Source organism: Zavarzinia sp. (genome assembly GCF_049306435.1).
Lineage (GTDB): Bacteria > Pseudomonadota > Alphaproteobacteria > Zavarziniales > Zavarziniaceae > Zavarzinia.
Map to the genome: position 1 here is coordinate 1 of NZ_JBAQRT010000141.1, position 22,698 is coordinate 22,698.

At 64.9% G+C, this 22,698-nt stretch carries 26 protein-coding genes; 4 read left to right on the forward strand and 22 right to left on the reverse strand.

What is annotated here, in order from left to right:
* From WAZ62_RS07495 to folK, 5 genes are all read right to left on the reverse strand, one after another.
* Positions 1–101: pyridoxine 5'-phosphate synthase (locus tag WAZ62_RS07495; protein ID WP_422642933.1), on the reverse strand; the 101-nt coding region annotated here is incomplete at its 3' end.
* Positions 102–110: 9 nt separating this feature from the next.
* Entirely contained in the window at positions 111–695 is a 585-nt protein-coding gene (gene pyrE, locus WAZ62_RS07500) for an orotate phosphoribosyltransferase (RefSeq protein ID WP_422642894.1), read from the reverse strand.
* A 44-nt stretch (positions 696–739) separates the two neighbouring features.
* A complete protein-coding gene (locus WAZ62_RS07505) occupies positions 740–2,914 on the reverse strand; it encodes a RelA/SpoT family protein (protein WP_422642895.1) in 2,175 nt (724 codons plus the stop codon).
* 96 nt (positions 2,915–3,010) lie between these two features.
* Complete coding sequence (gene rpoZ, locus WAZ62_RS07510) at positions 3,011–3,391, reverse strand: DNA-directed RNA polymerase subunit omega (RefSeq protein WP_422642896.1); 381 nt, start codon at positions 3,389–3,391, stop codon at positions 3,011–3,013.
* 74 nt (positions 3,392–3,465) lie between these two features.
* Positions 3,466–4,059: a 2-amino-4-hydroxy-6-hydroxymethyldihydropteridine diphosphokinase gene (folK, locus tag WAZ62_RS07515; RefSeq protein WP_422642897.1), complete on the reverse strand. Its 594-nt coding sequence runs from the start codon at positions 4,057–4,059 to the stop codon at positions 3,466–3,468.
* Positions 4,060–4,078: 19 nt separating this feature from the next.
* Here folK and WAZ62_RS07520 point away from each other — a divergent pair, with 19 nt between their 5' ends.
* Positions 4,079–4,705, forward strand: a complete 627-nt coding sequence (locus WAZ62_RS07520) for an NYN domain-containing protein (RefSeq protein WP_422642898.1) — start codon at positions 4,079–4,081, stop codon at positions 4,703–4,705.
* A gap of 8 nt (positions 4,706–4,713) precedes the next feature.
* Here WAZ62_RS07520 and WAZ62_RS07525 read toward each other — a convergent pair whose 3' ends face one another.
* The gene (locus WAZ62_RS07525; RefSeq protein ID WP_422642899.1) at positions 4,714–6,177 is read right to left on the reverse strand and encodes an MDR family MFS transporter; all 1,464 of its coding nucleotides are present in this window, start codon (positions 6,175–6,177) and stop codon (positions 4,714–4,716) included.
* Positions 6,178–6,404: 227 nt separating this feature from the next.
* Here WAZ62_RS07525 and WAZ62_RS07530 point away from each other — a divergent pair, with 227 nt between their 5' ends.
* Positions 6,405–7,553 carry a patatin-like phospholipase family protein gene (locus WAZ62_RS07530; RefSeq protein ID WP_422642900.1) on the forward strand — a complete coding sequence of 383 codons (1,149 nt, stop codon included), beginning with the start codon at positions 6,405–6,407 and terminating at the stop codon, positions 7,551–7,553.
* 57 nt (positions 7,554–7,610) lie between these two features.
* Here WAZ62_RS07530 and WAZ62_RS07535 read toward each other — a convergent pair whose 3' ends face one another.
* From WAZ62_RS07535 to WAZ62_RS07545, 3 genes are all read right to left on the reverse strand, one after another.
* Positions 7,611–8,762: a nicotinate phosphoribosyltransferase gene (locus WAZ62_RS07535; protein ID WP_422642901.1), complete on the reverse strand. Its 1,152-nt coding sequence runs from the start codon at positions 8,760–8,762 to the stop codon at positions 7,611–7,613.
* 144 nt (positions 8,763–8,906) lie between these two features.
* Positions 8,907–10,031, reverse strand: a complete 1,125-nt coding sequence (locus tag WAZ62_RS07540) for an acyl-CoA dehydrogenase family protein (RefSeq protein WP_422642902.1) — start codon at positions 10,029–10,031, stop codon at positions 8,907–8,909.
* Positions 10,032–10,046: 15 nt separating this feature from the next.
* A complete protein-coding gene (locus WAZ62_RS07545; RefSeq protein ID WP_422642903.1) occupies positions 10,047–11,240 on the reverse strand; it encodes an acyl-CoA dehydrogenase family protein in 1,194 nt (397 codons plus the stop codon).
* A 187-nt stretch (positions 11,241–11,427) separates the two neighbouring features.
* On the opposite strand from WAZ62_RS07545, the gene WAZ62_RS07550 reads away from it, so the two are divergent.
* Positions 11,428–11,637, forward strand: coding sequence for a DUF1289 domain-containing protein (locus WAZ62_RS07550; protein WP_422642904.1), 210 nt, complete (start codon positions 11,428–11,430; stop codon positions 11,635–11,637).
* A gap of 9 nt (positions 11,638–11,646) precedes the next feature.
* On the opposite strand, the gene cobA is transcribed toward WAZ62_RS07550, so the two are convergent.
* The 8 genes from cobA to WAZ62_RS07590 form a co-directional block, all read right to left on the reverse strand.
* Complete coding sequence (gene cobA / locus WAZ62_RS07555) at positions 11,647–12,456, reverse strand: uroporphyrinogen-III C-methyltransferase (RefSeq protein ID WP_422642905.1); 810 nt, start codon at positions 12,454–12,456, stop codon at positions 11,647–11,649.
* 109 nt (positions 12,457–12,565) lie between these two features.
* A complete protein-coding gene (gene phnE / locus WAZ62_RS07560) occupies positions 12,566–13,399 on the reverse strand; it encodes a phosphonate ABC transporter, permease protein PhnE (RefSeq protein WP_422642906.1) in 834 nt (277 codons plus the stop codon).
* 63 nt (positions 13,400–13,462) lie between these two features.
* Positions 13,463–14,464 (reverse strand): phosphonate ABC transporter substrate-binding protein, encoded by a 1,002-nt coding sequence (gene phnD / locus WAZ62_RS07565; RefSeq protein ID WP_422642907.1) that lies wholly within the window; start codon positions 14,462–14,464, stop codon positions 13,463–13,465.
* Positions 14,465–14,492: 28 nt separating this feature from the next.
* The gene (gene phnC, locus WAZ62_RS07570) at positions 14,493–15,344 is read right to left on the reverse strand and encodes a phosphonate ABC transporter ATP-binding protein (protein ID WP_422642908.1); all 852 of its coding nucleotides are present in this window, start codon (positions 15,342–15,344) and stop codon (positions 14,493–14,495) included.
* 80 nt (positions 15,345–15,424) lie between these two features.
* Positions 15,425–16,342 (reverse strand): DMT family transporter, encoded by a 918-nt coding sequence (locus tag WAZ62_RS07575; protein WP_422642909.1) that lies wholly within the window; start codon positions 16,340–16,342, stop codon positions 15,425–15,427.
* Between the two features lie 171 nt (positions 16,343–16,513).
* Positions 16,514–17,578, reverse strand: a complete 1,065-nt coding sequence (locus WAZ62_RS07580; RefSeq protein WP_422642910.1) for a COX15/CtaA family protein — start codon at positions 17,576–17,578, stop codon at positions 16,514–16,516.
* An 82-nt stretch (positions 17,579–17,660) separates the two neighbouring features.
* A complete protein-coding gene (locus tag WAZ62_RS07585) occupies positions 17,661–18,365 on the reverse strand; it encodes a TetR/AcrR family transcriptional regulator (protein ID WP_422642911.1) in 705 nt (234 codons plus the stop codon).
* Between the two features lie 71 nt (positions 18,366–18,436).
* On the reverse strand, positions 18,437–19,699 hold the full coding sequence (locus WAZ62_RS07590) for a cytochrome P450 (RefSeq protein ID WP_422642912.1): 1,263 nt from the start codon (positions 19,697–19,699) through the stop codon (positions 18,437–18,439).
* A gap of 168 nt (positions 19,700–19,867) precedes the next feature.
* Here WAZ62_RS07590 and WAZ62_RS07595 point away from each other — a divergent pair, with 168 nt between their 5' ends.
* Positions 19,868–20,086: a hypothetical protein gene (locus WAZ62_RS07595; RefSeq protein ID WP_422642913.1), complete on the forward strand. Its 219-nt coding sequence runs from the start codon at positions 19,868–19,870 to the stop codon at positions 20,084–20,086.
* A 7-nt stretch (positions 20,087–20,093) separates the two neighbouring features.
* Here the strand turns inward: WAZ62_RS07595 and WAZ62_RS07600 are convergent, their stop codons facing one another.
* From WAZ62_RS07600 to WAZ62_RS07620, 5 genes are all read right to left on the reverse strand, one after another.
* Positions 20,094–20,507 (reverse strand): type II toxin-antitoxin system VapC family toxin, encoded by a 414-nt coding sequence (locus tag WAZ62_RS07600; RefSeq protein WP_422642914.1) that lies wholly within the window; start codon positions 20,505–20,507, stop codon positions 20,094–20,096.
* Positions 20,504–20,755, reverse strand: coding sequence for a hypothetical protein (locus WAZ62_RS07605; protein ID WP_422642915.1), 252 nt, complete (start codon positions 20,753–20,755; stop codon positions 20,504–20,506). Before WAZ62_RS07605 ends, WAZ62_RS07600 begins: the two co-directional genes overlap by 4 nt.
* A 184-nt stretch (positions 20,756–20,939) precedes the next feature.
* Positions 20,940–21,440 (reverse strand): 30S ribosomal protein S9, encoded by a 501-nt coding sequence (gene rpsI / locus WAZ62_RS07610; RefSeq protein WP_422642916.1) that lies wholly within the window; start codon positions 21,438–21,440, stop codon positions 20,940–20,942.
* Positions 21,441–21,443: 3 nt separating this feature from the next.
* Entirely contained in the window at positions 21,444–21,902 is a 459-nt protein-coding gene (gene rplM / locus WAZ62_RS07615) for a 50S ribosomal protein L13 (protein ID WP_422642917.1), read from the reverse strand.
* 157 nt (positions 21,903–22,059) lie between these two features.
* Positions 22,060–22,671 carry a glutathione S-transferase family protein gene (locus WAZ62_RS07620; protein ID WP_422642918.1) on the reverse strand — a complete coding sequence of 204 codons (612 nt, stop codon included), beginning with the start codon at positions 22,669–22,671 and terminating at the stop codon, positions 22,060–22,062.
* Positions 22,672–22,698: the final 27 nt, after the last annotated feature.

Sequence of the window (22,698 nt, forward strand, 5' to 3'; positions counted from 1 at the left end):
GCCCGCACCGGATCCGGCAGGCGGCCGCCCCGGGCGTTTCGGATGGTGGCGACATGGTCGATGTTGACGCCAAGACGCAAGGGCGGAAGCACGGCACTCATGATCGGTTCCTACTTGAGGCCGCGGCTGCCGGGCTTGATCGCCGGCACGGCCGCGAGTTCGGGCGGCAGATTGTCGGGCGAATAACTCGGCACGTCGAGCCTGAGGAGCGAGACCAGCGGCACGCCGATATCGGCCTTGCCATCCGAACGGTCGACCAGCGAGGCCCCGGCGACGACCCTGCCGCCCAAGGCCTCGATCACCTTGATGCATTCGCGCGACGATAGGCCGGTGGTCACCACATCCTCGACCATCAGGCAGCGGGCGCCGGCCGGGATCTCGAAACCGCGGCGCAGCGCGAACTGGCCGTCCACCCGCTCGACGAAGATCGCCGGCACGCCCAGCTGGCGGCCCATCTCGTAACCGACGACGACACCGCCCATGGCCGGCGAGACCACGAGATCGATCCCCTCGCCCACCTCGGCCCCAACCTTGGCGGCCAGGGCGGCGCACAGGCGGTCGGCGCGCTTCGGGTCCATCAGGACGCGGGCGCACTGCAGATACATCGGGCTGCGCAGGCCGGACGTCAGGATGAAATGACCTTCGAGCAGCGCCTTCGCGGCGCGGAATTCGTCGAGTACCTGTGCCTGATTCATGAGTTCCATCCAGTGACGGCGGGAGCCGCGCGGCCCCGGCCGGTTCAGCCCCGCGCCCGCTCGACCGAGGTGACCGCGGGATTGGCGCGCAGCGCCGCGACGATCGAGGTCAGGTGCTTCAGATCGCGCACCTCGATATCGATCATCATCTCGACGAAATCGGTGCTGCGGTCGGTGAACTTGAGATTGACGACATTGCCGAGATTCTTGGCGATGACGGTGGCGACGGTCGACAGCGATCCCGGCTCGTTCGAGACGATCGCCGTGATCCGGCCGGTGTGGTGATCCTCATCGCCATCGTCCGACCAGGCAAGGTCGAGCCAGCGTTCGGGCTGGTCGTTGTATTGCTCCAGCATCTTGCAGTCGATCGAATGCACCGTGACGCCGCGCCCGGTGGAAACGATGCCGACGATGCGGTCACCGGGCAGCGGGTGGCAGCAGCCGGCATAGTGAATCGCCATGCCGGGGATCAGTCCCTTGATCGGCACGCCCTTGGCGATGCCATTGCGCGGCGCCGCCTTGGCCCTTGCCAGGGGCACGACCTTGCCCTGATCCTTCAGCTTCTCGCCCGGGAAGATCGCCTCGACCACGGCGCGGCCGGTCACCAGTCCCTGGCCCACGGCGACCTGGAGATCGTCGATCGATTTGTGGCGCAGTGCCTTCGCGGCGGCGTCGAAGGCTTTCTCGCTCGCCTCGTGGCCACCCTGCTGGAACGCCTTGGCGAGGATTTCCTTGCCGAGGGCCAGATATTGGTCGCGCTGCTGGCCACGCAGGAAACGCCTGATGGCCGAGCGCGCATGACCGGTGACGACGATGTTTTCCCAGTCCGCGCTGGGTGTCTGCGCGCGGGAGCGGACGATCTCGACCTGATCGCCATTCTGCAGCTCGGTGCGCAGGGGCTGCAGGCGGCCGTTCACCTTGGCCCCGACGCAGGTATGGCCGACCGAGGTATGAACCGCATAGGCGAAGTCGAGCGGCGTCGCCCCCTTCGGCAGGTCGATCAGATCGCCCTTCGGCGTGAAGCAGAAAACCTGGCCCTGGAACATCTCAAGCTTCGTGTGCTCGAGGAATTCCTCGGGGCTGGAGGCATGTTCCAGAATCTCCAGCAGCTCGCGCAGCCAGCGGTACTGCATCCCGTCCGTCGGGGAAGCCGGCAGGGCGGCGGGCGCCGTGCCGGGCGGCGTCTCCTTGTAGCGCCAGTGGGCGGCGACACCGAGTTCCGCGACCTCATGCATTTCGCGGGTGCGGATCTGCACCTCGATCTTCTGGCGCTCCGGCCCGATCACGGTCGAATGCAGGGAACGATAGCCGTTCCGCTTCGGTGTCGAGATGTAATCCTTGAAGCGCCCGTGCACCATCGGATAGGCGGCGTGGATCGCGCCCAGCGTCTTGTAACACTCCGTCGTGTCCGAGACGATGATGCGGAAGGCCATGATGTCCGACAACTGCTCGAAGGAGATGTTCTTGTTCTCCATCTTGCGCCAGATCGAATAGGGCCGCTTTTCCCGGCCCTGCACCGACGCCTCGATACCCGCCGCCGCCAGCGTCCGGCGCAGTTGTTCCGAGACCTTGGGAATGATGGTGCCGCCCTTGGCCCGCAGGAAGTCGAGCCGGGCGATGATGCCTTCGCGGGCATCGGGGTTGATCTGCGCGAAGGAGAGGTCTTCCAGCTCCTCGCGCATTTCCTGCATGCCGATGCGCTCGGCCAGCGGGGCGTAGATCTCCATCGTCTCGACCGCGATGCGCTTGCGCTTCTCGGGATCCTTGATGAAGTGAAGGGTGCGCATGTTGTGCAGCCGGTCGGCCAGCTTGACCAGCAGCACGCGAATGTCGTTCGACATCGCGACCAGCAGCTTGCGGAAATTCTCGGCCTGGCGCGCCGATTCCGAGGCGGGACGCTCCAGCTTCGAGAGCTTGGTCACGCCGTCGACCAGCTGGGCGACCTTGGAGCCGAACAGTTTCTCGATGTCTTCGTAGGTGGCGACCGTATCCTCGATCGTGTCGTGCAGCAGGGCGGTAACGATGGTGTTACTGTCCAGCTTCATCTCGGTCAGGATGCCGGCGACTTCGAGCGGATGCGAGAAATAGGGATCGCCCGAAGCCCGCTTCTGACTGCCATGGGCCTTCATCGAGAAGACATAGGCGCGGTTCAGCAGATTCTCGTCCGCCTGGGGATCGTAGGCGCGCACGCGCTCGACGAGTTCGTACTGGCGGATCAAGAGCGGTCACCCCGAGTCAGGGCAAAAGGAAGGGAGTCGAGGCAAAAACGGGGCCGTTCCTGAAGGAAACGGCCCCTCGAGGCGGAAGAAGCCGCCTTATTCGTCGCTGTCGTCGCCACCGAGGGCAGCGTCGAGTTCAGCCGCGAGATCGGACATGGAATCGCTGTAGTCTTCGGCGGCGATCTGCTCGAAGGCGATGTCCTGGCCAGCCATCAGGCGGGGCATATCGTCCTCGACCGGCTCGTCCTTCTCGACATGGTGCTGCAGCGTGCCGATGAGGCTGTCGCGCAGGCCGCGCACCGGCACGGTTTCGTCGGCGATCTCGCGCAGGGCGACGACCGGATTCTTGTCGTTGTCGCGGGTGACGGTCAGCGGCGCGCCGGCCGAGATGCCGCGCGCGCGATGACCGGCCAGGAGCACGAGCTCGAAGCGGTTCGGAACCTTGAGAACACAGTCTTCAACGGTGACGCGAGCCATACGCGGCAACTCCCGTTAGTTTTTCAAGCGAACAGTGAACATAGTAATGCCGACAGGGGAAAGCAAGGATTCCCTCAATCCCCCAGGGGCCGGCAGATCTGGCCGGGGTCGAGGCGGTCGATCAGCGCGGCGATCGATTCGCCGCTGACCGGATGCCGCCAGCCGGGCGCGACCTCGGCCAGGGGGCGCAGCACGAAGGCCCGGTCCGCCATGCGGGGATGCGGCAGCACCAGTCCCTCCATCTGGTCGGCGCCGGTCACGAGACCATCGGCGTCCAGAAGATCGAGATCGAGCACCCGCGCCTCCCAGCGCCGCAGCCTGACCCGGCCGAAATCGGCCTCGATGCCATGCAGCCGGGCCAGGATTTCCGCCGGTGGCGCCTTGGCCCGCGCCACCATGACGGCATTCACATACCAGGGCTGGTCGGATACGGGCACGGGCGCGGTCTCCCACAACCGGGAAGCGGCAACGAATTCGAAACATGTCGTGGCTTGAAGTACAGAAATCGCGGCCCGCAAAGTCTCCGCCGCCGGCCGGCCCTTCGAATCCGGGAGATTTGCCCCAAGACCGATGACGATCACGACTATTCCTTTCCGTGGAGAGACATCTGTCCTAACTTGAGATATTAGCAGTTCAGGTTCGGGGCTTTCCCCCGTGGTCCCGGCCACCCGTGGAGATATTTTAGATATGACTTTTTATCCGAACGAGCGGATCGCGCTCTTCATTGATGGCGCCAATCTGTTTTCGGCGGCGCGAAACCTCGGTTTCGACATCGACTACCGGCGCCTGCTCGCCGAATTCGGCAAGCGTGGCCGCCTGACCCGCGCCTACTACTACACGGCGCTCCTTGAAGGCGAGGAATATTCGCCCATCCGTCCGCTGATCGACTGGCTGGACTACAACGGTTACACCGTGGTCACCAAGCCGGCCAAGGAATTCACCGACTCCCAGGGGCGTCGGCGGATCAAGGGCAGCATGGATATCGAGCTGGCCTGTGACATGCTGGATCTCAGCCCGCGCCTCGACCACGCCATCCTGTTCTCGGGCGATGGCGGTTTCCGCCGCCTGGCCGAGGCGGTGCAGGCCCGGGGTGTGCGGGTTTCCGTGGTCTCGACCGTGCGTTCCAGCCCGCCCATGATCGCCGACGAATTGCGCCGCCAGGCCGATCATTTCATGGAACTGACCGACCTCGCGCCGCTGATCATGCGCGACCCGGCCATCCGCGAGCAGGCCCAGCGCGAGCGCGGCGGCCCCGCCATGGAAGACGACGACACGGGCAACGCCCTGCCGCCGGGCCTGATGGGCCGGCGCTGAGCGTCCGCCTATTCGGCCGGCCTTGACTCCACGCTGGCGCGCAGCGGCCGCTCCTCCATGTTCAGCATGAAGCCGCAGCCGCAGACCAGGCAGAAGGCCGCCGCGGCAAAGACATGAGAGAACACGGGGGCGAGTTCCGCCCCCCTGCCCCCCAGGTGCCCGGCCAGCAACTCGACCGGCACCAGCGGCAGCGCGTCGCCAAGCCCGGCGAAAAACAGGGCCGAGAAGCCGGCGACCAGCAGGGCGCTGCCCAGCGAGCGGAAGAAATTCATCGCCCCCGTCGCCGTTCCCATCTCCCCCATCGGCACCGCGTTCTGGATCGAGACGGTGGTGACCGGCAGGACGCAGCCGATACCGATGCCCGCGACCGCCATCAGGGCCAGGATGACCTCGTCCGAGACATCGGCAGGCCAGATCGCCAGGATCGCGATCATCAGGGCCGAAACCGGCAGGCCGATCAGCGACGGCAGCTTGTAGTGCCGCAGTTTCGCCATGGCCCGGCCGGCGATCATGGCGCCGATCGGCACCGTGCCCATGAAGGCGATCAGCATCAGGCCGGACGAGCCGGCGGCATGGCCGCGCATCACCTCGAGATAGATCGGGATGAACATGCACAGGCCGATCATCGAACCCATGGTGAAGAAAGCGGCGGCGATCGCGTTCCGCACCACGGGATTGAGCAGGATCGACACCGGCAGAAACGGCTGATCCGCCGTCGCGATGCGCCAGGCGAAGGCGCACCAGAAAAGCCCCGATGCCCCGAGAAGACCAAGCATCGGCGCCGAGGCCCAGGGAAAGGTGACGCCACCCCAGGTCAGCGCCAGCAGAAGCGAGACCGCGGCCAGCACCATGAGCACGGCCCCCGGCAGGTCGATGCGATGGCGTCGATCGTGACGGGGCAGCCGGCGCAACACCCGGTCGGTCATGACGAGGGCGGCGAGCCCCATCGGCAGGTTGATCCAGAAGATCATCGACCAGTGCAGATGTTCCGACAAAACGCCGCCCAGCACCGGCCCGCCGAAACTGGCGACACTATACATGCCGGCGATATAGGCCTGATAGCGCGCCCGCTCCCGAGGGGCGACGACATCGGCGATGATCGTCTGCGACAGGGAGATCAGGCCGCCGCCGCCCAGCCCCTGCACGCCGCGCATGAGGACCAGAACGAAAATATCGGGCGCCAGCGCGCAACCGAGGGAGCCGGCCACGAAAATGACGATGGCGATCCGCATCATCATCCGCCGGCCGTGGGAATCCGACAGTTTGCCGTAAAGCGGCGTGACCGCCGTCGAGGCCAGCAGATAGGCGGTGATGACCCAGGACAGGGCCGAGACATCGCCAAGGTCGCGGCCGATCGTCGGTATCGCCGTGGCGACGATGGTCTGGTCCAGCGCCCCGAGGAACATGGCCAGCATGATGCCGATGATGATGCGGCGAATGTCGCGGTGACCGAGAGGGGCGCTGTTTTCCATGGCGGCATGGTTATCGGTGCGACACGGTGGCGCAAGCCGTCTTGGCTCATGGCAGCCTTGCTCGCCCAAGGTCTTTATTGCACTGCAACATAGACCTGTGCCAATGTCTCGCCGCCGCATCATGGCGTCTGACGGCGCATCGCCCCTCCAGCACGGCCTTGTGATGCGAGGACAGGGCGCTACTCTCGCCCGGGGCGAACCGCCCGCTCAAATCGATGGAATCACAAATGCTCGACGTCTCCAAGACAACCGAAATCGAGGGGATCGCCGCCGACTACGATCGCGTGGCCCTCGTGTTTCAGGGCGGCGGTGCGCTTGGTGCCTATCAGGCGGGCGTCTATGAAGCGCTGGTCGAACGCGGGGTGGAGCCGAACTGGCTGTCGGGTGTCTCGATCGGCGCGGTCAATGCCGCCATCATCGCCGGCAATCCCCCCGGCCTGCGGCTGGAGCGCCTGCGCGAATTCTGGGAGCTGATCTCCGACCGCAAGATCTGGCTCTACACCCCCGACGGCGACGTCTTCCGGTCCTGGCGCAACCAGTGGAGCTCGGTCGTCACCACGCTGCAGGGCCAGCCGGGCTTTTTCATGCCACGCCAGGTCAATCCCTGGCTGCAGCTGCGCGGGGCCGAAGGCTCGACCAGTTTCTATGACACCAGCCCCTTGCGGGATACATTGCTGCGCCTCGTCGATTTCGACCGGCTGAACAATGATGAGATTTTCTTCTCGGTCGGCGCGGTCAATGTGAAGACCGGCAACTTCCTCTATTTCGACAATCACCGCGACACCATCCTGCCCGAGCATGTGATGGCCTCGGGCGCCCTGCCCCCGGCCTTTCCGGCGGTGAAGGTCGATGGCGAATATTACTGGGACGGCGGCATCGTCTCGAACACGCCCCTCCTCTATCTGCTCAGCCAGAAGGAACAGCTCTCGACTCTCGCCTTCCAGGTCGACCTGTTCAGCGCCAACGGCGCCCTGCCCCGCGACATGCGCGACGTGATGGCCCGGCAGAAGGACATCACCTATTCGAGCCGCACCCGCTTCACCACCGACACCTACCGCCGCAACCACGATTTCCGCCTGCGGGTGGCCAAATCCCTGTCCAAGGTGCCGGCCCATCTCCTCGACGAGGAAGACCGCGCCCTCCTGGCCGAAGTCTCGCAGATCCCGCCCGTCAACATCGCCCATCTGATCTACCAGCAGAAGGTCTACGAGGGCGACGCCAAGGATTTCGAATTCTCCCGCACCTCGATGCTGGAACATTGGCGCTCGGGCTATGACGATACCCGCCGCACCCTGTCCCGGCCCGACTGGCTGCGGAAGCCCGACCAGGGCGAAGGCGTGATCGTCCACGACCTGCACCGCGACTTCGACCGCTAGGCCCTTTCCCGTCGCGTCATCCCGGCCTTCGCCGGAGCGACGCTGAAAGAAACCGGCTCAGAGCTTCGGCCGCAGCAGAAACTCCCGGCCGATCTTCACCGACTCCCGCTCGCCATAGCGGATGATGTCGGCCGTGGCATAGGTCTCGGGCCAGTCGGCCGGCAGGAAGGAGCCGGTGCCGACGACATCGATCGGTGCCTTCACGCTGGCCATCACCTTGCATTTCGCCGGCCCGAAACCGGACGAAGCGACGATCTTCACGGCGGGAAAGCCCGCCGCGTCCAGCACCTCGCGCAGGCGGAAGATGGCGGCGGCGGAGACCCCGGTGCCGACCAGCCATTTCAACTCTTCCTCGGTCCGGTACTGACGGAAGGACTGGGGCGCGTGACGCTCCAGCACCCCATAGGATATCTGCGGGTCGAGCCCTTCGAGGAAGCGCCCGCCATGGGTATCCAGCCGGACCGAGAGCCGGCCCGCCGCCGCCATCTCGGGAAAGCGCCGGCAGACCTCCAGCGTATCCGTCACTTCCCGGCCGTAGTAATCGGGCAGGATGGTCAGGGGCGTGTCGGGAAAGGTCTCGACGAACATTTCCGCCGCCCGCAGGGTCGAGCCGGCATAGCCGATCAGGGCATGGGGCATGGTGCCGAGGCCGGCCGCCGCGCCGAAGAAAGCCGCCGTCGCGTCGTTGGCGCCGCCGATGAATCCCTTCGCCCCGACGTCGCGCTTTGCTGCGGCCGAACCGACCGAAGCGGCATAGGCCATCAGGGCCATCATCTCCGGCCCTGTGGTATGCCTCGCCTCCATGGCGAGGAAGGCGACATGGGGCAATTCGCAGGCCATGGCATAGGCATTGAAGGCGGCGACACAGGCCGCGCCCAGCTTCTGCAGATACAGGGTCTCGAGCTCCACGAGATGGCGGAAACTGCCGGTGAGATAGAACAGCGGCTCCCCCGCCCCCACCCGGTCGCCCTCGGCGAAGCGCGGCTCGATGGCGAAAGTCACCCCGCGCGCCCTGGCGATGTCCCCCAGCCAGTCGATGGCCGGCTTGCAGGCGAAGAGCACGGGCCGGCGCATGAAGACGGCATAGGTCACGTCGATATCGCCGAAACGCTCGACGATGCGCCGCGTCCGAGTGAAATAGGAATCGGTCAGCGCCGTGATCTCGGCCGGATCGAGCGAAGGCGGCGGCAGCGGCGAGGATGTGGACATGGAGACTCCGGCGGATCAGGACCGCCAGCTTAGACAGAGGCGGCGCCGCGCGCCAAGATCGCGCCCGCCTCGTGGCGTCAGTGTCAGCCAAAGAAAAACGGCGCCCCGATTGCCCGGAGCGCCGCTTCCTGGTGATCCGCCCGATTACGCCGCGTAGCGCTTCAGGTGGAAGTCGGTATTGCCGAACATTGTCTCGATCATGGTCAGGCGCTTGAAGTAATGGCCGACGTTGAGTTCGTCGGTCATGCCCATGCCGCCGTGGAGCTGCACCGCCTGCTGGCCGATGAAGCGGGCCGATTTGCCGATCTGCACCTTGGCGGCGGAGACGGCGCGGCGGCGTTCCTCGGGCGCGGCGTCCAGCTTCAGGTTGGCCATGATCGCCATGGACTTGGCTTGTTCATAGGCCATGTACATGTCGACCAGCCGGTGCTGGATGACCTGGAAACGGCCGATCGGCTGGCCGAACTGCACGCGGGTGCGGGCATATTCGAGGGTCGCCTTGTGCAGCGTCTCCATGGCGCCGACCGCCTCGGCGCAGATCGCCGCCGTCGCCTCGTCGATCACGCGATCAAGAAGGGCGAAGCCCTCGCCCACCGCGCCGACGACATCGGCTTCGCCGACCGCGACACCGTCGAGGATGATTTCCGAGGCGCGCAACCCGTCGACCGTCGGGTAATCCTGGCGCGAGACACCGGCGGCACCGGCATCGATCACGAACAGGGTGATGCCCGCCTGGTCACGTTGGCCGCCAGAGGTGCGCGCCGAGACGATCAGCTTGTCCGCCATCGGGCCATGCAGGACGACCGACTTGCGGCCCTTGAGGACCCAGCCGCCCGAAGTTTTCTCCGCCGTCGTCGAGACGTCGGCGAGGTTGAAGCGCGAGGTCGGCTCGGCGTAACCGACGGCGGCGAGCAGCGTGCCGGCCATCAGCTCGGGCAGGATGGTTTCCTTCTGCCCCGCGTTGCCGCCAAGGCGCAGCAACCCGCCAGCGAGCACGACGGTCGAGAGATAGGGCTCGACCACGAGGCCGCGGCCGAAACATTCCATGATGATCATGGTCTCGACCGCGGTGCCGCCGAGGCCGCCATCCTCTTCCGAGAAGGGCACGGCCAGCCAGCCGAGTTCGCCGAACTTCTGCCACAGGTCGCGGCGGAAGCCGTCCTCCGACTTCAGGATGGCGCGGCGGGTGTCGAAGCCGTAGTCGTCCTGGATGAAACGCTCGACGCTGTCGATGAGCAGCTTCTGCTCGTCACTGTAATTGAAATCCATGACCGTTCCCGCCCCTTAAAGACCCAGCACCATCTTGGCGATGATGTTCTTCTGAATTTCGTTCGACCCGCCGTAGATAGAGGTCTTGCGCATGTTGAAATAGCTCGGCGCGGCGAAGGCCGTGGCCGCCGGGCCGATGATCGGCTCGTTGGCGCCGTCCATGGCGCGGCGGTTGAAGGCGAAGGCGTAATAGCCAGCCGCCTCGACCGCGAGTTCCGTGATCGCCTGCTGGATTTCCGTGCCCTTGATCTTGAGGATCGAGGATTCGGGGCCGGGGCCCTTGCCCTGGCTTTCCCGGGCGAGGGTGCGCAGCTCGGTATATTCGAGGGCGGTCAGGTCGATTTCGAGTTCCGCCAGCTTGCGGCGGTAATCCGGATCCTCGATCAGCGGGCCGCCATCGGCGAGTTCGGTGTTGGCGATCTGCTTCAGTTTGGCGATGCCGCGCTTGGAGCGCGCCACGGCGGCGATGCCCGAGCGTTCGTGACCGAGCAGGAACTTGGCGTAGGTCCAGCCCTGGCCTTCCTGGCCGATCAGATTCTCGACCGGCACCTCGACATTGTCGAAGAAGCATTCGTTCACTTCATGACCGCCGTCCAGGGTGATGATCGGACGGACGGTGACGCCGGGCGACTTCATGTCGAACAGCAGGAACGAGATGCCTTCCTGCTGCTTCACGGTCGAATCCGTGCGCACCAGACAGAAGATCCAATCGGCCCATTGGGCCATGGTGGTCCAGGTCTTGGAACCATTGACGATATATTTGTCGCCCTGACGCACCGCCTTGGTCTTCAGCGAGGCGAGGTCGGAGCCCGAGCCCGGCTCTGAATAGCCCTGGCACCACCAGACATCGGACGAGAGAATACCGGGCAAGAAGCGCTTCTTCTGCTCCTCGGTGGCGAAGGTGTAGATCACCGGCCCGACCATGCTGAGGCCGAAGGGAATGATGCCGGGGGTATTGGCCGCGCCCAGCTCTTCCTGGAAGATATATTTCTGGGTCGCTGTCCAGCCGGTGCCGCCGTATTCCTTCGGCCAGGCGGGGGCGACCCAGCCCTTCTCGAACAGGATCTTCTGCCAGCGGACGAAATCCTCCTTGTGAGGTTCGAGGCCGGCGTCGAAACGCGCCTTGATATCCGCCGGGTAATTCTCGGCGATGAAACTGCGGACCTCGCGCTGGAACGCCAGGTCTTCCGCACTGAACGAAAGATCCATTTTACTCTCCTCACCCGTCTTTGCCGTTATCGAGCCGGCACCGGTTGAAGGGCATGATAGCGGCGGAAATGGTGCGATCAAGGCGCCATCGCTTGACGCTACGGCACGCTGCGAGAACGCGGGCCGATCACCCGATCCGACCTTCGGAATCGGCAAGACGTCGCTGCTCTGATAGAGAGGAGCGATCATGTCCAAGCGATTTTTCGCGCCGGCCGACGGCGATCCCCCCTCCCCCTGCATCAAGGTCTGCAAGATGGATCCGGTCAGCCGGCTGTGCACCGGCTGCTGGCGCACGATCGAGGAGATCGGCGCCTGGGGCTTCATGGATGGCGACGAGAAACGCGCCGTGCTGGCGGAACTGCCGGGTCGGCGCCCGGCGCGGCGGCGGGGACGGTAAAGGGCGCCCTCAGGCGCTGCGAAGGGCCGCGTCCGGCTGCGCGAAGCGGCCGATCCAGTCGAGCTCGGCACGCAGGCGCACCACCTCGCCGACGACGATCATGGCCGGGGCGCCGATGGCTTCGCGCTCGATCAGGGTGCCGGCTTCGGCGATCGTGGTTTCCCACACCTTCTGGTCGGGCAAGGTCGCATTGGTGATGATGGCGACGGGCTGGCCCGCCGGGCGGCCGGCGGCGACCAGCCGTTCGGCGATCAACGCGAAATGGCGGACACCCATGTAGATGACGAGGACCGGGGCGCCGCGCGAAATCGCGTCCCAGTCCAGATTGTCCGGCACCGCGCCGCCGGCGTCATGCCCCGTGAGGAAGGTGACGGCCGAATTCACCTCGCGATGCGTCGCCGGCACGCCGCCATAGGCAAGGCCGCCGATGCCGGCGGTCACCCCCGGCAGGACCCGGAACGGAATGCCGGCACGGGACAGCGCCAGCGCCTCCTCCCCGCCGCGGCCGAACATGAAGGGATCACCACCCTTGAGCCGCAGCACCCGCTTGCCCTGACGGGCGAGCTGGATCAGCCGCGCCGTGATATCCGCCTGGCGGCAGGACGGCCGCCCGCCCCGCTTGCCGGCATATTCGAGGACAGCGCCCGGCCGGGCGAAGCGCAGGATCTCCCCGCCCACCAGCGCGTCATGGACGATCACATCGGCCTGGCCCAGCGCGCTGTGCACGCCGAGGGTCAGCAACGACGGATCGCCGGGGCCGGCACCGGCGAGCCAGACCCAACCGGGCTGGAACACGGGCAGGAAGTCATGATCGGACAAGATGGGGTCTCCGGCACGGGGCTGCACCGTGCCGGAGACAATCTGCATCCATCGCCCGCTTCACGCAAGCCTATACATCAATAAAATGTCGAATACGATATTCAACAGATCAAACTGCGAATTTGCGCAGCCGGGCCGACAGCATGTCGAGCAGCGAGACGGCGACGATGATGATCACCATGATCGCGGCGGCGGTCGGGTAGTTGAAGCTGCGCAATTCCTCGTGCAGCACCATGCCGATGCCGCCGGCCCCGACGATGCCGAGCACCGCGGCCGAGCGCACGTTGGATTCGAAGCGGTAGAGCGCATAGGACACCCAGAGCGGTGTCACCTGGGGCACGATGCCATAGACGATTTCCTCGAGGCTGGTCGCCCCCGTCGCCCTTATGCCTTCGACCGGGCGATGGTCGATCGCCTCCACCGCCTCGGAAAACAGCTTGGCCAGGATGCCGGTGGTATGCACGAAAAGCGCGAGTACCCCGGCGAAGGGGCCAAGGCCGACGGCGACGACGAACAGCAGGGCGAAGACGATCTCGTTGATAGCGCGCAGCGAATCCATCAGGCGCCGGGTCGGCTGAACGATCCACCAGGGCGCGACATTGGCGGAACACATGAGGCCGAAAGGCACGGCGAAAATGACGGCAAGGAAAGTGCCCCAGATCGCGATCTGGACCGTCTCCCACATCTCGCTGGCATAGAACAGCCAATCGGTGCGGCGCATGAACAGCAGGAAATCCTTGGGCACGAAATCGGCGCCAAGGGTCGCGATATTCTCGCGGTTCGCCCAGAGCTTGCCGAAGTCTATTCCCGCCCCACCATAGGACAACGCCAGCAATCCGATCAGGGCGGCCCAGCCGACGAGCGAATAGAGCCGCTTGCGTGCCTCGACATCCGCGCGGGCGGCGAGTTCCGGCGACAAGGGGGTGCTGGAGGTCATGGACATGGCCGGCCCTTCGACAAAGAAAAGGCGATGCCGGCGTGAACCGGCACCGCCTCGATCGCGTGATCAGTTGGTCTTCGCCTTGGCTTCCAGGGCCTTCAGCTTCGCTTCGATCTCGGCGACCTGCTTGGCCTTGTCGTCGGCGCTCAGGGACTCGTCGGCCATGATCTTGAGCTTCTTCTTGAAGAGGTCGAGCTGGCGGATCGGGATCAGCTGATCGTCATTCGAAGCGCGGAAGTTCGTCCACTGCAGACCGGCCAGGACGGCTTTCTCGGCGGCGACCTGCTCGGCGGTGAAGCCCGCGCGCTCGGTGCCATAGCCGAGGAAAAAGCCCTTCAGCTTGGCCTTGTCGGCATCCGACAGGTCCTTGCGCCAGACGAGAGGATCCGACGGGATGATCGGCGAGGTCCAGATGACCTTGATCTTGTCCAGGGCTTCCGGCTTCGTCACCTTCAGACGGGCGAGATTTTCGGAATTGTTGGTGGCGACATCGACCTGCTTGTTGGCGACGGCGAGGGCATTGGCCTCGTGACCGGCGTTCAGCACGGTCTTGAACCAGGACTTCGGGTCGATGTTGTTCAGCGCGAAGACATAATAGCCGGGAACGAGGTTGCCCGAGGTCGAGTTCGGATCACCGTTGCCGAACACCAGGTCCTTGCCGCCATGCTTCAGCAGGTCTTCGAGGCTGTTCAGGCCGCTGTCGGACGGCACGATCAGGTGGCTGTAGTAGCCGGCCGAGCCATCGGCGGCGACGGTCTGGACGAAAATCTCGCCATTGGCGCGATCAACCGCTTCCATGGCCGACTTGTTGCCGTACCAGGCCAGATCGACCTGCTTGAAGCGCATCCCCTCGATGATGCCGGCATAGTCGGGAGCGAAGAAGGCCTTCACCTCGAAGCCGGTCTGCTTGGCCATGTCGGCCAGGAACGGATCCCAGATGGTCTTCAGGTTCGACGAGGATTCCGTCGAGATGATGCCGAAATTCAGCACTTCGGCGGCGTTCGCCTTGGCCGTCACGCCGAGCGCGGCGCCCAGCATGGCGATGGCGGCGATGGTCTTCTTGAACATGTCCCGCTTCCTTGTGGTTGGGGGAGGGTTACGACAGTCCAGCCGCGAGTTTGGCCTCGAGGCTGTCGGCGTCTTCTTCGAGCGAGGTGCCCCAGAGCGCGGCGACGGCTTCCCGGTCGCCGGCATAAAGCTCGGACAGGAGCTGGGGCGTGAGCGCGGCGGAGGGGCCGTCGTAAACGACCCGCCCCTTCCGCAGGGCGACGGTACGCGGGCAATATTTCACCGCGTAATCGACCTGATGCAGGGTGACGACGACGGTGATGCCGTCCTCGGCGTTGATCCGCTGCAGGATTTCCATGACGTTGCGCGACGACGACGGATCGAGCGAGGCGATGGGCTCGTCCGCCATCAGGACGGGCGCCTTCTGGACGAGGGCGCGGGCGATGGCGACCCGCTGCTGCTGGCCACCCGACAGGTCCCCCGCCCGCTCGAACGCCCAGTCGGCGACGCCGACGCGCGCCAGCGCGGCGAAGGCAAGCTCGACATCCTCGCGCGGGAACCACTTGAGCAGGGTCCGCCAGTGCGGCAACCGGCCCAGGGCGCCGACCAGCGTGTTGGTCAGCACATTCATGCGATTGACGAGGCCGAACTGCTGGAACACGAAGCCGATGCCGGCCCGGATCGCGCGGATATCGCGATCGACGCGGCCGTTGGCCTGCACGGCCCGGCCGTTGACGGTGATGGTGCCGCTGGCGGTCGCGTGACGGTCGCCGGCGACAAGGCCGCCGATGTGACGCATCAGGGTCGATTTGCCGGAACCGGACGCGCCGATCAGCGCCACCATTTCACCCGGTGCGACGACGAGATCCACGCCGTCGAGCGCCTTGCGCCCGCCGCCGAATGTCTTCGTCAGGCCCCGCACCTCGATCGCCGCTACCATTCATGACCCCGTCACTCTGACAGGGCTGTCGATAGCAGTGGGCGATGACCCGGAGTTTGCGTTTCGGTGAAGCTTCTGTGTCAGCGCCCGCGGGCGATCAGGGTCTGGCGGTGCAGGATATAGAGACCGCTGCCGATGACGAGCAGGGCCCCGCCCCAGGTCGATGCCGCCGGCAGGTCGCCCCAGACGAGGAAACCAACCAGCGCCGCCCAGACGATACCGGTATATTCGAAGGGCGAGGCGACCGACACCGGCGCAAGCCGGAAGGCATTGGTCATGGCCAATTGGGCGATGCCGCCGATCAGGCCGATGCCGATCTGGCCGATCCAGTCGATGGCCGAGACCGGCGTCACCCAGAAGAACGGCAGGGCGATGCCGGCGACGAGGCTCGAAAAGACCCCGAAATAGAAAACGATAGTGACCGAGGATTCGGTCCGCGAAAGCAGCCGGATGGTCACGCCGACGAGGGCATAGGTGAAGGCACCCAGCACCGGCAGCAGGGCGAAAACGGTGAAGAGACCGCCGCCCGGCCGGACGATGACGAGGACGCCCATGAAGCCGACCCCGATCGCGCACCAGCGCCGCCAGCCGACATGTTCGCGCAGGAAAGGCACCGACAGCGCGGTCATGAACAGCGGGCTGACGAAGGAAATGGCGATGGCGTCGGCGAGCGCGAGATAGCGGTACGACATGAAGAAGGCGAAGAGCGACAGGCAGCCGATCATGCTGCGCACGAAATGCAGGCCCGGCCTCCTGGTCTTCAACTGGGCGATGATCCCCCTGCCCCGCAGCAGGAAGGGCAGCAGCACCAGCGTGCCGAAGACCGCGCGGAAGAAGATGATCTGCACGACGGAATAGGATTCGGACTGCCATTTGGCCATGGCATCCATGCCGACGAACATGAAGACGGCGAAGACCATCCATAGGATGCCGGCGATGGACTCGCGGGCATCCGATTGCGCCTTCAGGGCTTCGGTCGAGGGGGGCGCCAGGGTCATTGTTCTCGGTCTTTGCTTCGCCGCCGCCACAGTGACGAAGCCCCCGCCGCCACGCAATCGGCGGCGGCGCATGGCGGCCTTGCGCGGGCTTTGATCGGTTGCCTTCCCGTCGCGAGGTTCCGGCCTGCGCCGGAACGACGAGTTCAACAAGCCGGGGGCGCCCCCGACGCCCTAGTCCCGGCGCAGCCGGTGGAGGAGATTGATACCGAGGGTGAACAGCACGAAGGCCCCGGCCTGATGCAGCGCGCCGAGGGATACCGGCACCACCGCCAGCAGCGTCCAGACCCCGAGCAGGAACTGCAGCACCAGTGTCGCCGCCAGCAGACCCGCCGCATTCGACGCCGCCGGCACCCGCCGCCGCACCGCCAGCGCCAGCGCGAGAATGGCGACGGCGACGATCTCCGCCCCATGACGGTGCAGGAACTGGATGGTGATCACATTCTCGAACGGGTCGAGCCAGACCGGCTGATGGCTGAACATGCCCGCCGGCACCAGATCGCCATCCATCAGCGGCCAGGTGTTATAGGCCAGCCCGGCATCGAGCCCGGCGACGAACGCGCCAAGCACGATCTGCAGGAAAATAAGCACAATCACCACGGCGGCGCCGCGTGACAGGCCGAAGGACGCGACACGGACCACCCGCCCGCGCCACAGGTCGAGCGCGGTCCAGAACACCGCCGCGTGAATGACGAAGGCGAGCGAGAGATGGGCCGCCAGCCGGTACTGCGAGACCGAGACCCGCTCGGTCAGGCCCGACGCCACCATGAACCAGCCCAGCAAGCCTTGCGATCCGCCCAGCACCAGAATGCCGGCGAGACGCCAGGCCATGGGCCGGTCCAGCTTGCCCCGCAGCAGGAACCACAGGTAAGGCACGAAGAAGGCGAAGCCGATCAGCCGTCCGAGCAGACGATGCGCCCATTCGTACCAGTAGATCTGCTTGAACTCGTCGACGCTCATGCCCCTGTTCAGTTGCTGGTACTGCGGGATTTGCTGGTATTTGGCGAACTCGGCCTGCCAGGCCTCCTGCGACAGCGGCGGGATGGCGCCGGTCACCGGCTTCCATTCGGTGATCGACAGGCCGGAATCCGTCAGCCGCGTCACCCCGCCCAGCACGACCATGCAGAGCAGCAGGAACGACACGAAGAACAGCCAGCGCGCGACCGGCCGGTTGACCACCGGCGACGGCGCGACCACGGCGGATTGCGACTGATGCTGATAGGCACCGGAAAGGCTCATGCCCGACCCTCTTGTTCACACCGGCCGGCACGATAGGGGATCGCCCCCCGCGTGGCCATAGGCTGCGACGACGGGTATCGGCTCAGGTCCCGCCCGGCAGGGCGAAGGGCATGGCCTTGGCTTTTTCCATGGCGCCGGCAAGGCCAAGGCGTTCGACCAGATGGTCGCGCGCGGCGGGCTCCAGCATTTCACCCAGCGCCGCCAGATGCTGGACCACACCCCAGGCCGCGTGATCCGAGCCCACCTCTTCCACATTCAGTTCGCGGAAAAATTCGAGCGAGAAGCGGATGATCAGGATCGCGTTGGAAACATGGGCGCCGATCCATTCGTCGGCGATCGACAGATGCCCGGCGGCCCGCATGGCCTTGAAGAAGTCCGACATCTGGCGCCATGTGCCGCCATAGATCGAAGCGAGATTCTGCGCCAGCTGCGGCGACAATTCGCCGAAATCGGCACGGTCGCGGAAGATGAAGCGGAAATCCCGCACCTCGCCGGTCATCGCCCGCAGCATGTCGGCATAGGCGTCGAGAATATCGCCCTGCCCCGGCGACAGCACCAGACGGCCGCGCGCCCGCTCGACATAAAGCCCGGACAATTCGTCGAGCAGCGCCCGCTTGTTGCGGAAATGATACCAGAGATTGCCCTCGGCGATGCCCACCTCGGCCGCCAGTTCCGAGGTGGTCACATTGCCGAAATGCCGCTCGTTGAACAGACGCAGCGCGGCCTCGACGATGCGCTGGCGCGTGTTGCGGCTGCGGGCCCTGGGGGGGCGAAGATCTCCGTCCATCCCCAAGGCATAGGCGAAATCCGCAGGCTTGTCAGCCCGCGGCTTGCGCCGATGGCCTGCCTGTTCGCGGCTTACGCCGCGCGGGGATGCACGCGGACCATCAGCTCGTCATAGCCATTGACGAAGTTGGAGAGCACGCGCTTCGGCTCCTGCAGCATTTCGATATTGTCGAAACGCTTCATGATTTCTTCCCACAGCACGCGCAGCTGCATCTCGGCCATGCGGTTGCCCATGCAGCGGTGAATGCCGAAGCCGAAGGCGATGTGATGGCGCGCGCGCGGCCGGTCGATGATGAAGGCATCCGGGTTTTCGATCGCCGTCTCGTCGCGGTTGCCCGAGCAGTACCAGAGCACGACCTTGTCGCCCTTCCTGATCTGCTTGCCGTTCAGCTCGAAATCTTCCTTGGCGGTGCGGCGCATGTGGGACAGCGGCGTCTGATAGCGGATGATTTCCGAGATCATGTTGGGGATCAGCGACGGGTCCGCCCGCAGCTTGGCGTATTCGCCCGGGTTCTTGTTCAGGAAATAGACGCCGCCCGAGATCGAATTCCGGGTGGTGTCATTGCCGCCGACGATGAGCAGCATCAGATTGCCCACCATTTCCAGCGGGTTGTTGATCATGTCCTTGGTCTGCGGGTTATGGGCCATCAGCGAAATGAAATCGAACTTCGGCGCGGCGGCGGCGCGCTCGATCCACAGCTTCTGGAAATAGGCCAGGCACTCGAACATGATGCGCTGGCGCTCGGCCTGGTCGAAGGTCGAGCCGACCGCTTCAGCCGCAGTCGCGATATCCGACCAATAGGGCAGCAGGTAGCGGTCTTCCCACGGCAGGTCGAACAGGGTCGCGAGCATCTGGGTGGTGAGTTCCTTGGAAACCCGCTCGACCCAGTTGAAGGGTTCATTCACCGGCAGGCCGTCGAGGATCGCCCCAGCCCGTTCGCGGATCACCGCCTCGAGTTCGGAAAGCCGCTGCGGCGCGACCGCCGGCGAGGCGGCGAGACGCTGGACGTCGTGGATCGGCGGATCCATGGCGATGAACATCGGCGGCTCGAAATTGTCGCTGGCGTCGCCGATGATGATCGACGGTTCGGACGAAAAGACACCCGGATTGGTCTCCACCTTCACGATATCGTCGAAACGGGTGATCGACCAGAAGGCCCCGAAGGCACTCTCGGGCGTGTAGTGAATCGGATCTTCCTGGCGAAGACGCCGGAAGTATTCACCATGCTCGTTGGCCAGGAAATACTCCGGGCGGCTGGGGTCGATCTTGTCGATCGGCAAGGACCAGGGGCCATTCCCGCCAGCATAGTCTTGTGCAACTGCAGCATCGGCCATGACGTTCTCCCTAACTTTGTTCTTTATAGGGTATATACCCTATATTTTTTACAAGCGCAAAGTCCGTTCAACACCCAACCTTGCGTCGGTGATCAGGATGAGTGAAGAATGCGCCGCGGTCATGCTCCCCATTCTGGGGGGTGGAACCGACCCGAGCCCGGAGCCGCCATGAAGGACGAAGCCATCGACACGCCCCGCCGTATCGCCTTCTGGGCCGGCATCGTCGGGGTGATCCTGGGCTGGTTCCTGATGCAGCATCTATTCGCGGAGCAGCCGGACCTCGGTCAGGCGACGATCTTCGCCATCAGCACGCTGCCGCCCTTCGCGCTCTGGGGTATCACCCTCGGCCTCGCGCAGGCCTTCGCCCGCAAGCGCAAGGCGGAATAGGCGTCGATCAAGGGGACCAGGGGCAGATCAGCTCGACACCGGTCCCTTCGAAATCCGTCACATTTCGGGTGGCGAGCCGTCCTTTGCCGACCTTCGCGATGGCCGCGATCATGCCGTCGGCGGTCGACATGGGCCGCCCCCGCCGGATGGCGTCTCCCATGATACCGCCGAAAGCGAGCGCGGCATCCTCGTTGAAGGCGAAAATCCTTCCCGAGAAACGTCGGCGCCATTCATCGAGATTACGCGCCAGTCGCCGGGCACGTTGATCGGGCGGAATTTTTGCAATACCGAAGGCAATCTCGCCGATGGTGACGGTCGGCAATGCCAATTCGGCGTCATGACTCGTCAACCACGCGATCACAGAGGGATCGGGCGTGTGCCGAAACGTCTCGGAAACGACGTTGGTGTCGAGAAAGATCACAGGTCTGGCCCCGGATCGGGCCGCCGCGCCTCGCGGATAAGCGCGTCGAGGTCGAAATCGTCCTCCTCGGCCGGGGCAGCGAGACGGGCGTAGAACGCCGACGCGGGTTCGCCGCCTTCCTGCTGAACGGCATAGATTTCGAGGGCGCGTTCGACGATTTCGGCGATGGTGCGATGTTCCCGCCTGGCCAGACGATGCGCGAGGTCGCGCGCCCTCGCGCTGCGGACGGAAAGCTGTGGCTCGGACACGGTGGCTTCCCCACTATCGAGTGGTGTAACACCACCAAGATAGGGACCGGATACGGGTCTGACAAGCCAACACCTGCCATCCAGATGGCCGCATCGCCTCGGCAAAAAGAAACCCCGCCGGGATGCGGCGGGGTTTCCGAAGGGCGGCCCGGCGATGCGCCGGGCGATCCCGAATGTAGGGCGATCAGCGCTTCGAGAACTGGAAGCTGCGGCGGGCCTTGGCCTTGCCGTACTTCTTGCGCTCGACCACGCGGCTGTCGCGGGTCAGGAAGCCGCCGGCCTTCAGGACCGAGCGCAGCTCGGGTTCCTGATAGGTCAGGGCCTTGGAGACACCGTGACGGACGGCGCCGGCCTGGCCCGACAGGCCACCACCGGAGACGGTCGCGTCGATGTCATACTGACCGACGCGGTTCGCGACCTGGAACGGCTGGTTCAGCAACATGCGCAGGACCGAACGGGCGAAATAAACGCCGATGTCGCGGCCATTGATCGTGACCTTGCCGGTGCCGCGCTTCACCCAGACGCGGGCGACCGCGTTCTTGCGCTTGCCGGTCGCGTAGGTGCGGCCCTTGGCGTCCACGGCCTTCTTGGCGTCGGCGGTGTTGCTCGGGGTGGCGGCGGTCGCCTGACCGCTGGTCAGGGTGCGCAGATCCTGGAGGGTACGGGGAGCCTGATTGTCGGCCATGACCTACCTCTTGTTCTTCGGGTTCAGCGCGCCGACGTCGAGGACTTCGGGCTGCGAACCGAGATGCGGATGACTGGGGCCGGCATAGACGCGCAGATTGGACATCTGCTGACGGCCGAGAGGACCGCGCGGAACCATGCGTTCCACGGCCTTCATCAGCACGCGCTCGGGATGCTTGCCGTCGAGGATCTGGCCCATCGTGCGCGACTTGATGCCGCCCGGATGGCCGGTGTGCCAGAAGAATTCACGGTTCTCGCGCTTGCGGCCCGTGAACTGCACCTTCTCGGCGTTGATCACGATGACATTGTCACCCATGTCGACATGGGGCGTGAAGGTGGCAAGATGCTTGCCACGCAGGCGGTTGGCGACGATGGAGGCGAGGCGGCCGACGACGAGGCCTTCGCCATCGATCACCACCCACTTCTTCGTCACTTCCGCGGGTTTTGCGGAATAGGTCTTCATTGATCAGAAACCTCTGCTGTCGGGCGAACCCGGCGAAGGCCGGCATATAGACAGAGCTGGACGCTTATTGCAAGAGGTTCCGCGCAAGCAAAATCAGCCACTTACCAATGCGGTATCATGTTACCGCGCCTTAAGTGACTGATTTTCCGCGATCTGCTTACTCCGGTATATTGATACCGCGCTGTACCGCCGGACGCGCGCCCACCAGCTCCAGCCAGGCCGAGACGCCCGGCAGCTGGTCGAGGTCGACGCCCAGGAAACCGCCCAGCTTGGCCCAGGGGTAGGCCGCCATGTCGGCGATCGAATAATCCGTGCCACCAAGGTAGGGACTGGCGGAAAGCCTCGTCTCCATCACCTTGAAGATCCGGCTCACCTCGCCCGAGAAACGCTCGATCGGATAGGTCTGCGGCTCGCCCTGATAGTTCCGGAAGTGGAACAACTGGCCCATCATCGGGCCGATGGACGCCATCTGAAAGAACAGCCATTCGAGGACCGCGACCCGCTCCGCCGTGCCCGGTGCCGGCAGGAAACGGCCATGTTTCTCGGCCAGATAGATGAGGATGGCGCCCGACTCGAAAACCACCTGACCGTTGTCGATATCCTTGATCACCGGAATCTTGTTGTTCGGGTTCATCGCCAGGAATTCGGGCTTGAACTGGTCACCCTTGCCGAGGTCGACCATGATCGCCTCATAGGGCTCGCCCAGCTCCTCGAGCATGATCGAGACCTTGCGACCGTTCGGAGTCTTCGACGTATAGAGTTCGATCATCGTCTAATTCCGCTATGGAAACCTGCC

Excerpts from the sequence above, each read along its gene's own strand:
- pyrE (WP_422642894.1), bottom strand. The coding sequence starts at position 695 with ATGAATCAGGCACAGGTACTCGACGAATTCCGCGCCGCGAAGGCGCTG.
- rpoZ (WP_422642896.1), bottom strand. The coding sequence starts at position 3,391 with ATGGCTCGCGTCACCGTTGAAGACTGTGTTCTCAAGGTTCCGAACCGC.
- WAZ62_RS07520 (WP_422642898.1), top strand. The coding sequence starts at position 4,079 with ATGACTTTTTATCCGAACGAGCGGATCGCGCTCTTCATTGATGGCGCC.
- WAZ62_RS07525 (WP_422642899.1), bottom strand. The coding sequence starts at position 6,177 with ATGGAAAACAGCGCCCCTCTCGGTCACCGCGACATTCGCCGCATCATC.
- WAZ62_RS07530 (WP_422642900.1), top strand. The coding sequence starts at position 6,405 with ATGCTCGACGTCTCCAAGACAACCGAAATCGAGGGGATCGCCGCCGAC.
- WAZ62_RS07535 (WP_422642901.1), bottom strand. The coding sequence starts at position 8,762 with ATGTCCACATCCTCGCCGCTGCCGCCGCCTTCGCTCGATCCGGCCGAG.
- WAZ62_RS07540 (WP_422642902.1), bottom strand. The coding sequence starts at position 10,031 with ATGGATTTCAATTACAGTGACGAGCAGAAGCTGCTCATCGACAGCGTC.
- WAZ62_RS07545 (WP_422642903.1), bottom strand. The coding sequence starts at position 11,240 with ATGGATCTTTCGTTCAGTGCGGAAGACCTGGCGTTCCAGCGCGAGGTC.
- WAZ62_RS07550 (WP_422642904.1), top strand. The coding sequence starts at position 11,428 with ATGTCCAAGCGATTTTTCGCGCCGGCCGACGGCGATCCCCCCTCCCCC.
- phnE (WP_422642906.1), bottom strand. The coding sequence starts at position 13,399 with ATGTCCATGACCTCCAGCACCCCCTTGTCGCCGGAACTCGCCGCCCGC.
- phnD (WP_422642907.1), bottom strand. The coding sequence starts at position 14,464 with ATGTTCAAGAAGACCATCGCCGCCATCGCCATGCTGGGCGCCGCGCTC.
- phnC (WP_422642908.1), bottom strand. The coding sequence starts at position 15,344 with ATGGTAGCGGCGATCGAGGTGCGGGGCCTGACGAAGACATTCGGCGGC.
- WAZ62_RS07575 (WP_422642909.1), bottom strand. The coding sequence starts at position 16,342 with ATGACCCTGGCGCCCCCCTCGACCGAAGCCCTGAAGGCGCAATCGGAT.
- WAZ62_RS07580 (WP_422642910.1), bottom strand. The coding sequence starts at position 17,578 with ATGAGCCTTTCCGGTGCCTATCAGCATCAGTCGCAATCCGCCGTGGTC.
- WAZ62_RS07585 (WP_422642911.1), bottom strand. The coding sequence starts at position 18,365 with ATGGACGGAGATCTTCGCCCCCCCAGGGCCCGCAGCCGCAACACGCGC.
- WAZ62_RS07590 (WP_422642912.1), bottom strand. The coding sequence starts at position 19,699 with ATGGCCGATGCTGCAGTTGCACAAGACTATGCTGGCGGGAATGGCCCC.
- WAZ62_RS07595 (WP_422642913.1), top strand. The coding sequence starts at position 19,868 with ATGAAGGACGAAGCCATCGACACGCCCCGCCGTATCGCCTTCTGGGCC.
- rpsI (WP_422642916.1), bottom strand. The coding sequence starts at position 21,440 with ATGGCCGACAATCAGGCTCCCCGTACCCTCCAGGATCTGCGCACCCTG.
- rplM (WP_422642917.1), bottom strand. The coding sequence starts at position 21,902 with ATGAAGACCTATTCCGCAAAACCCGCGGAAGTGACGAAGAAGTGGGTG.
- WAZ62_RS07620 (WP_422642918.1), bottom strand. The coding sequence starts at position 22,671 with ATGATCGAACTCTATACGTCGAAGACTCCGAACGGTCGCAAGGTCTCG.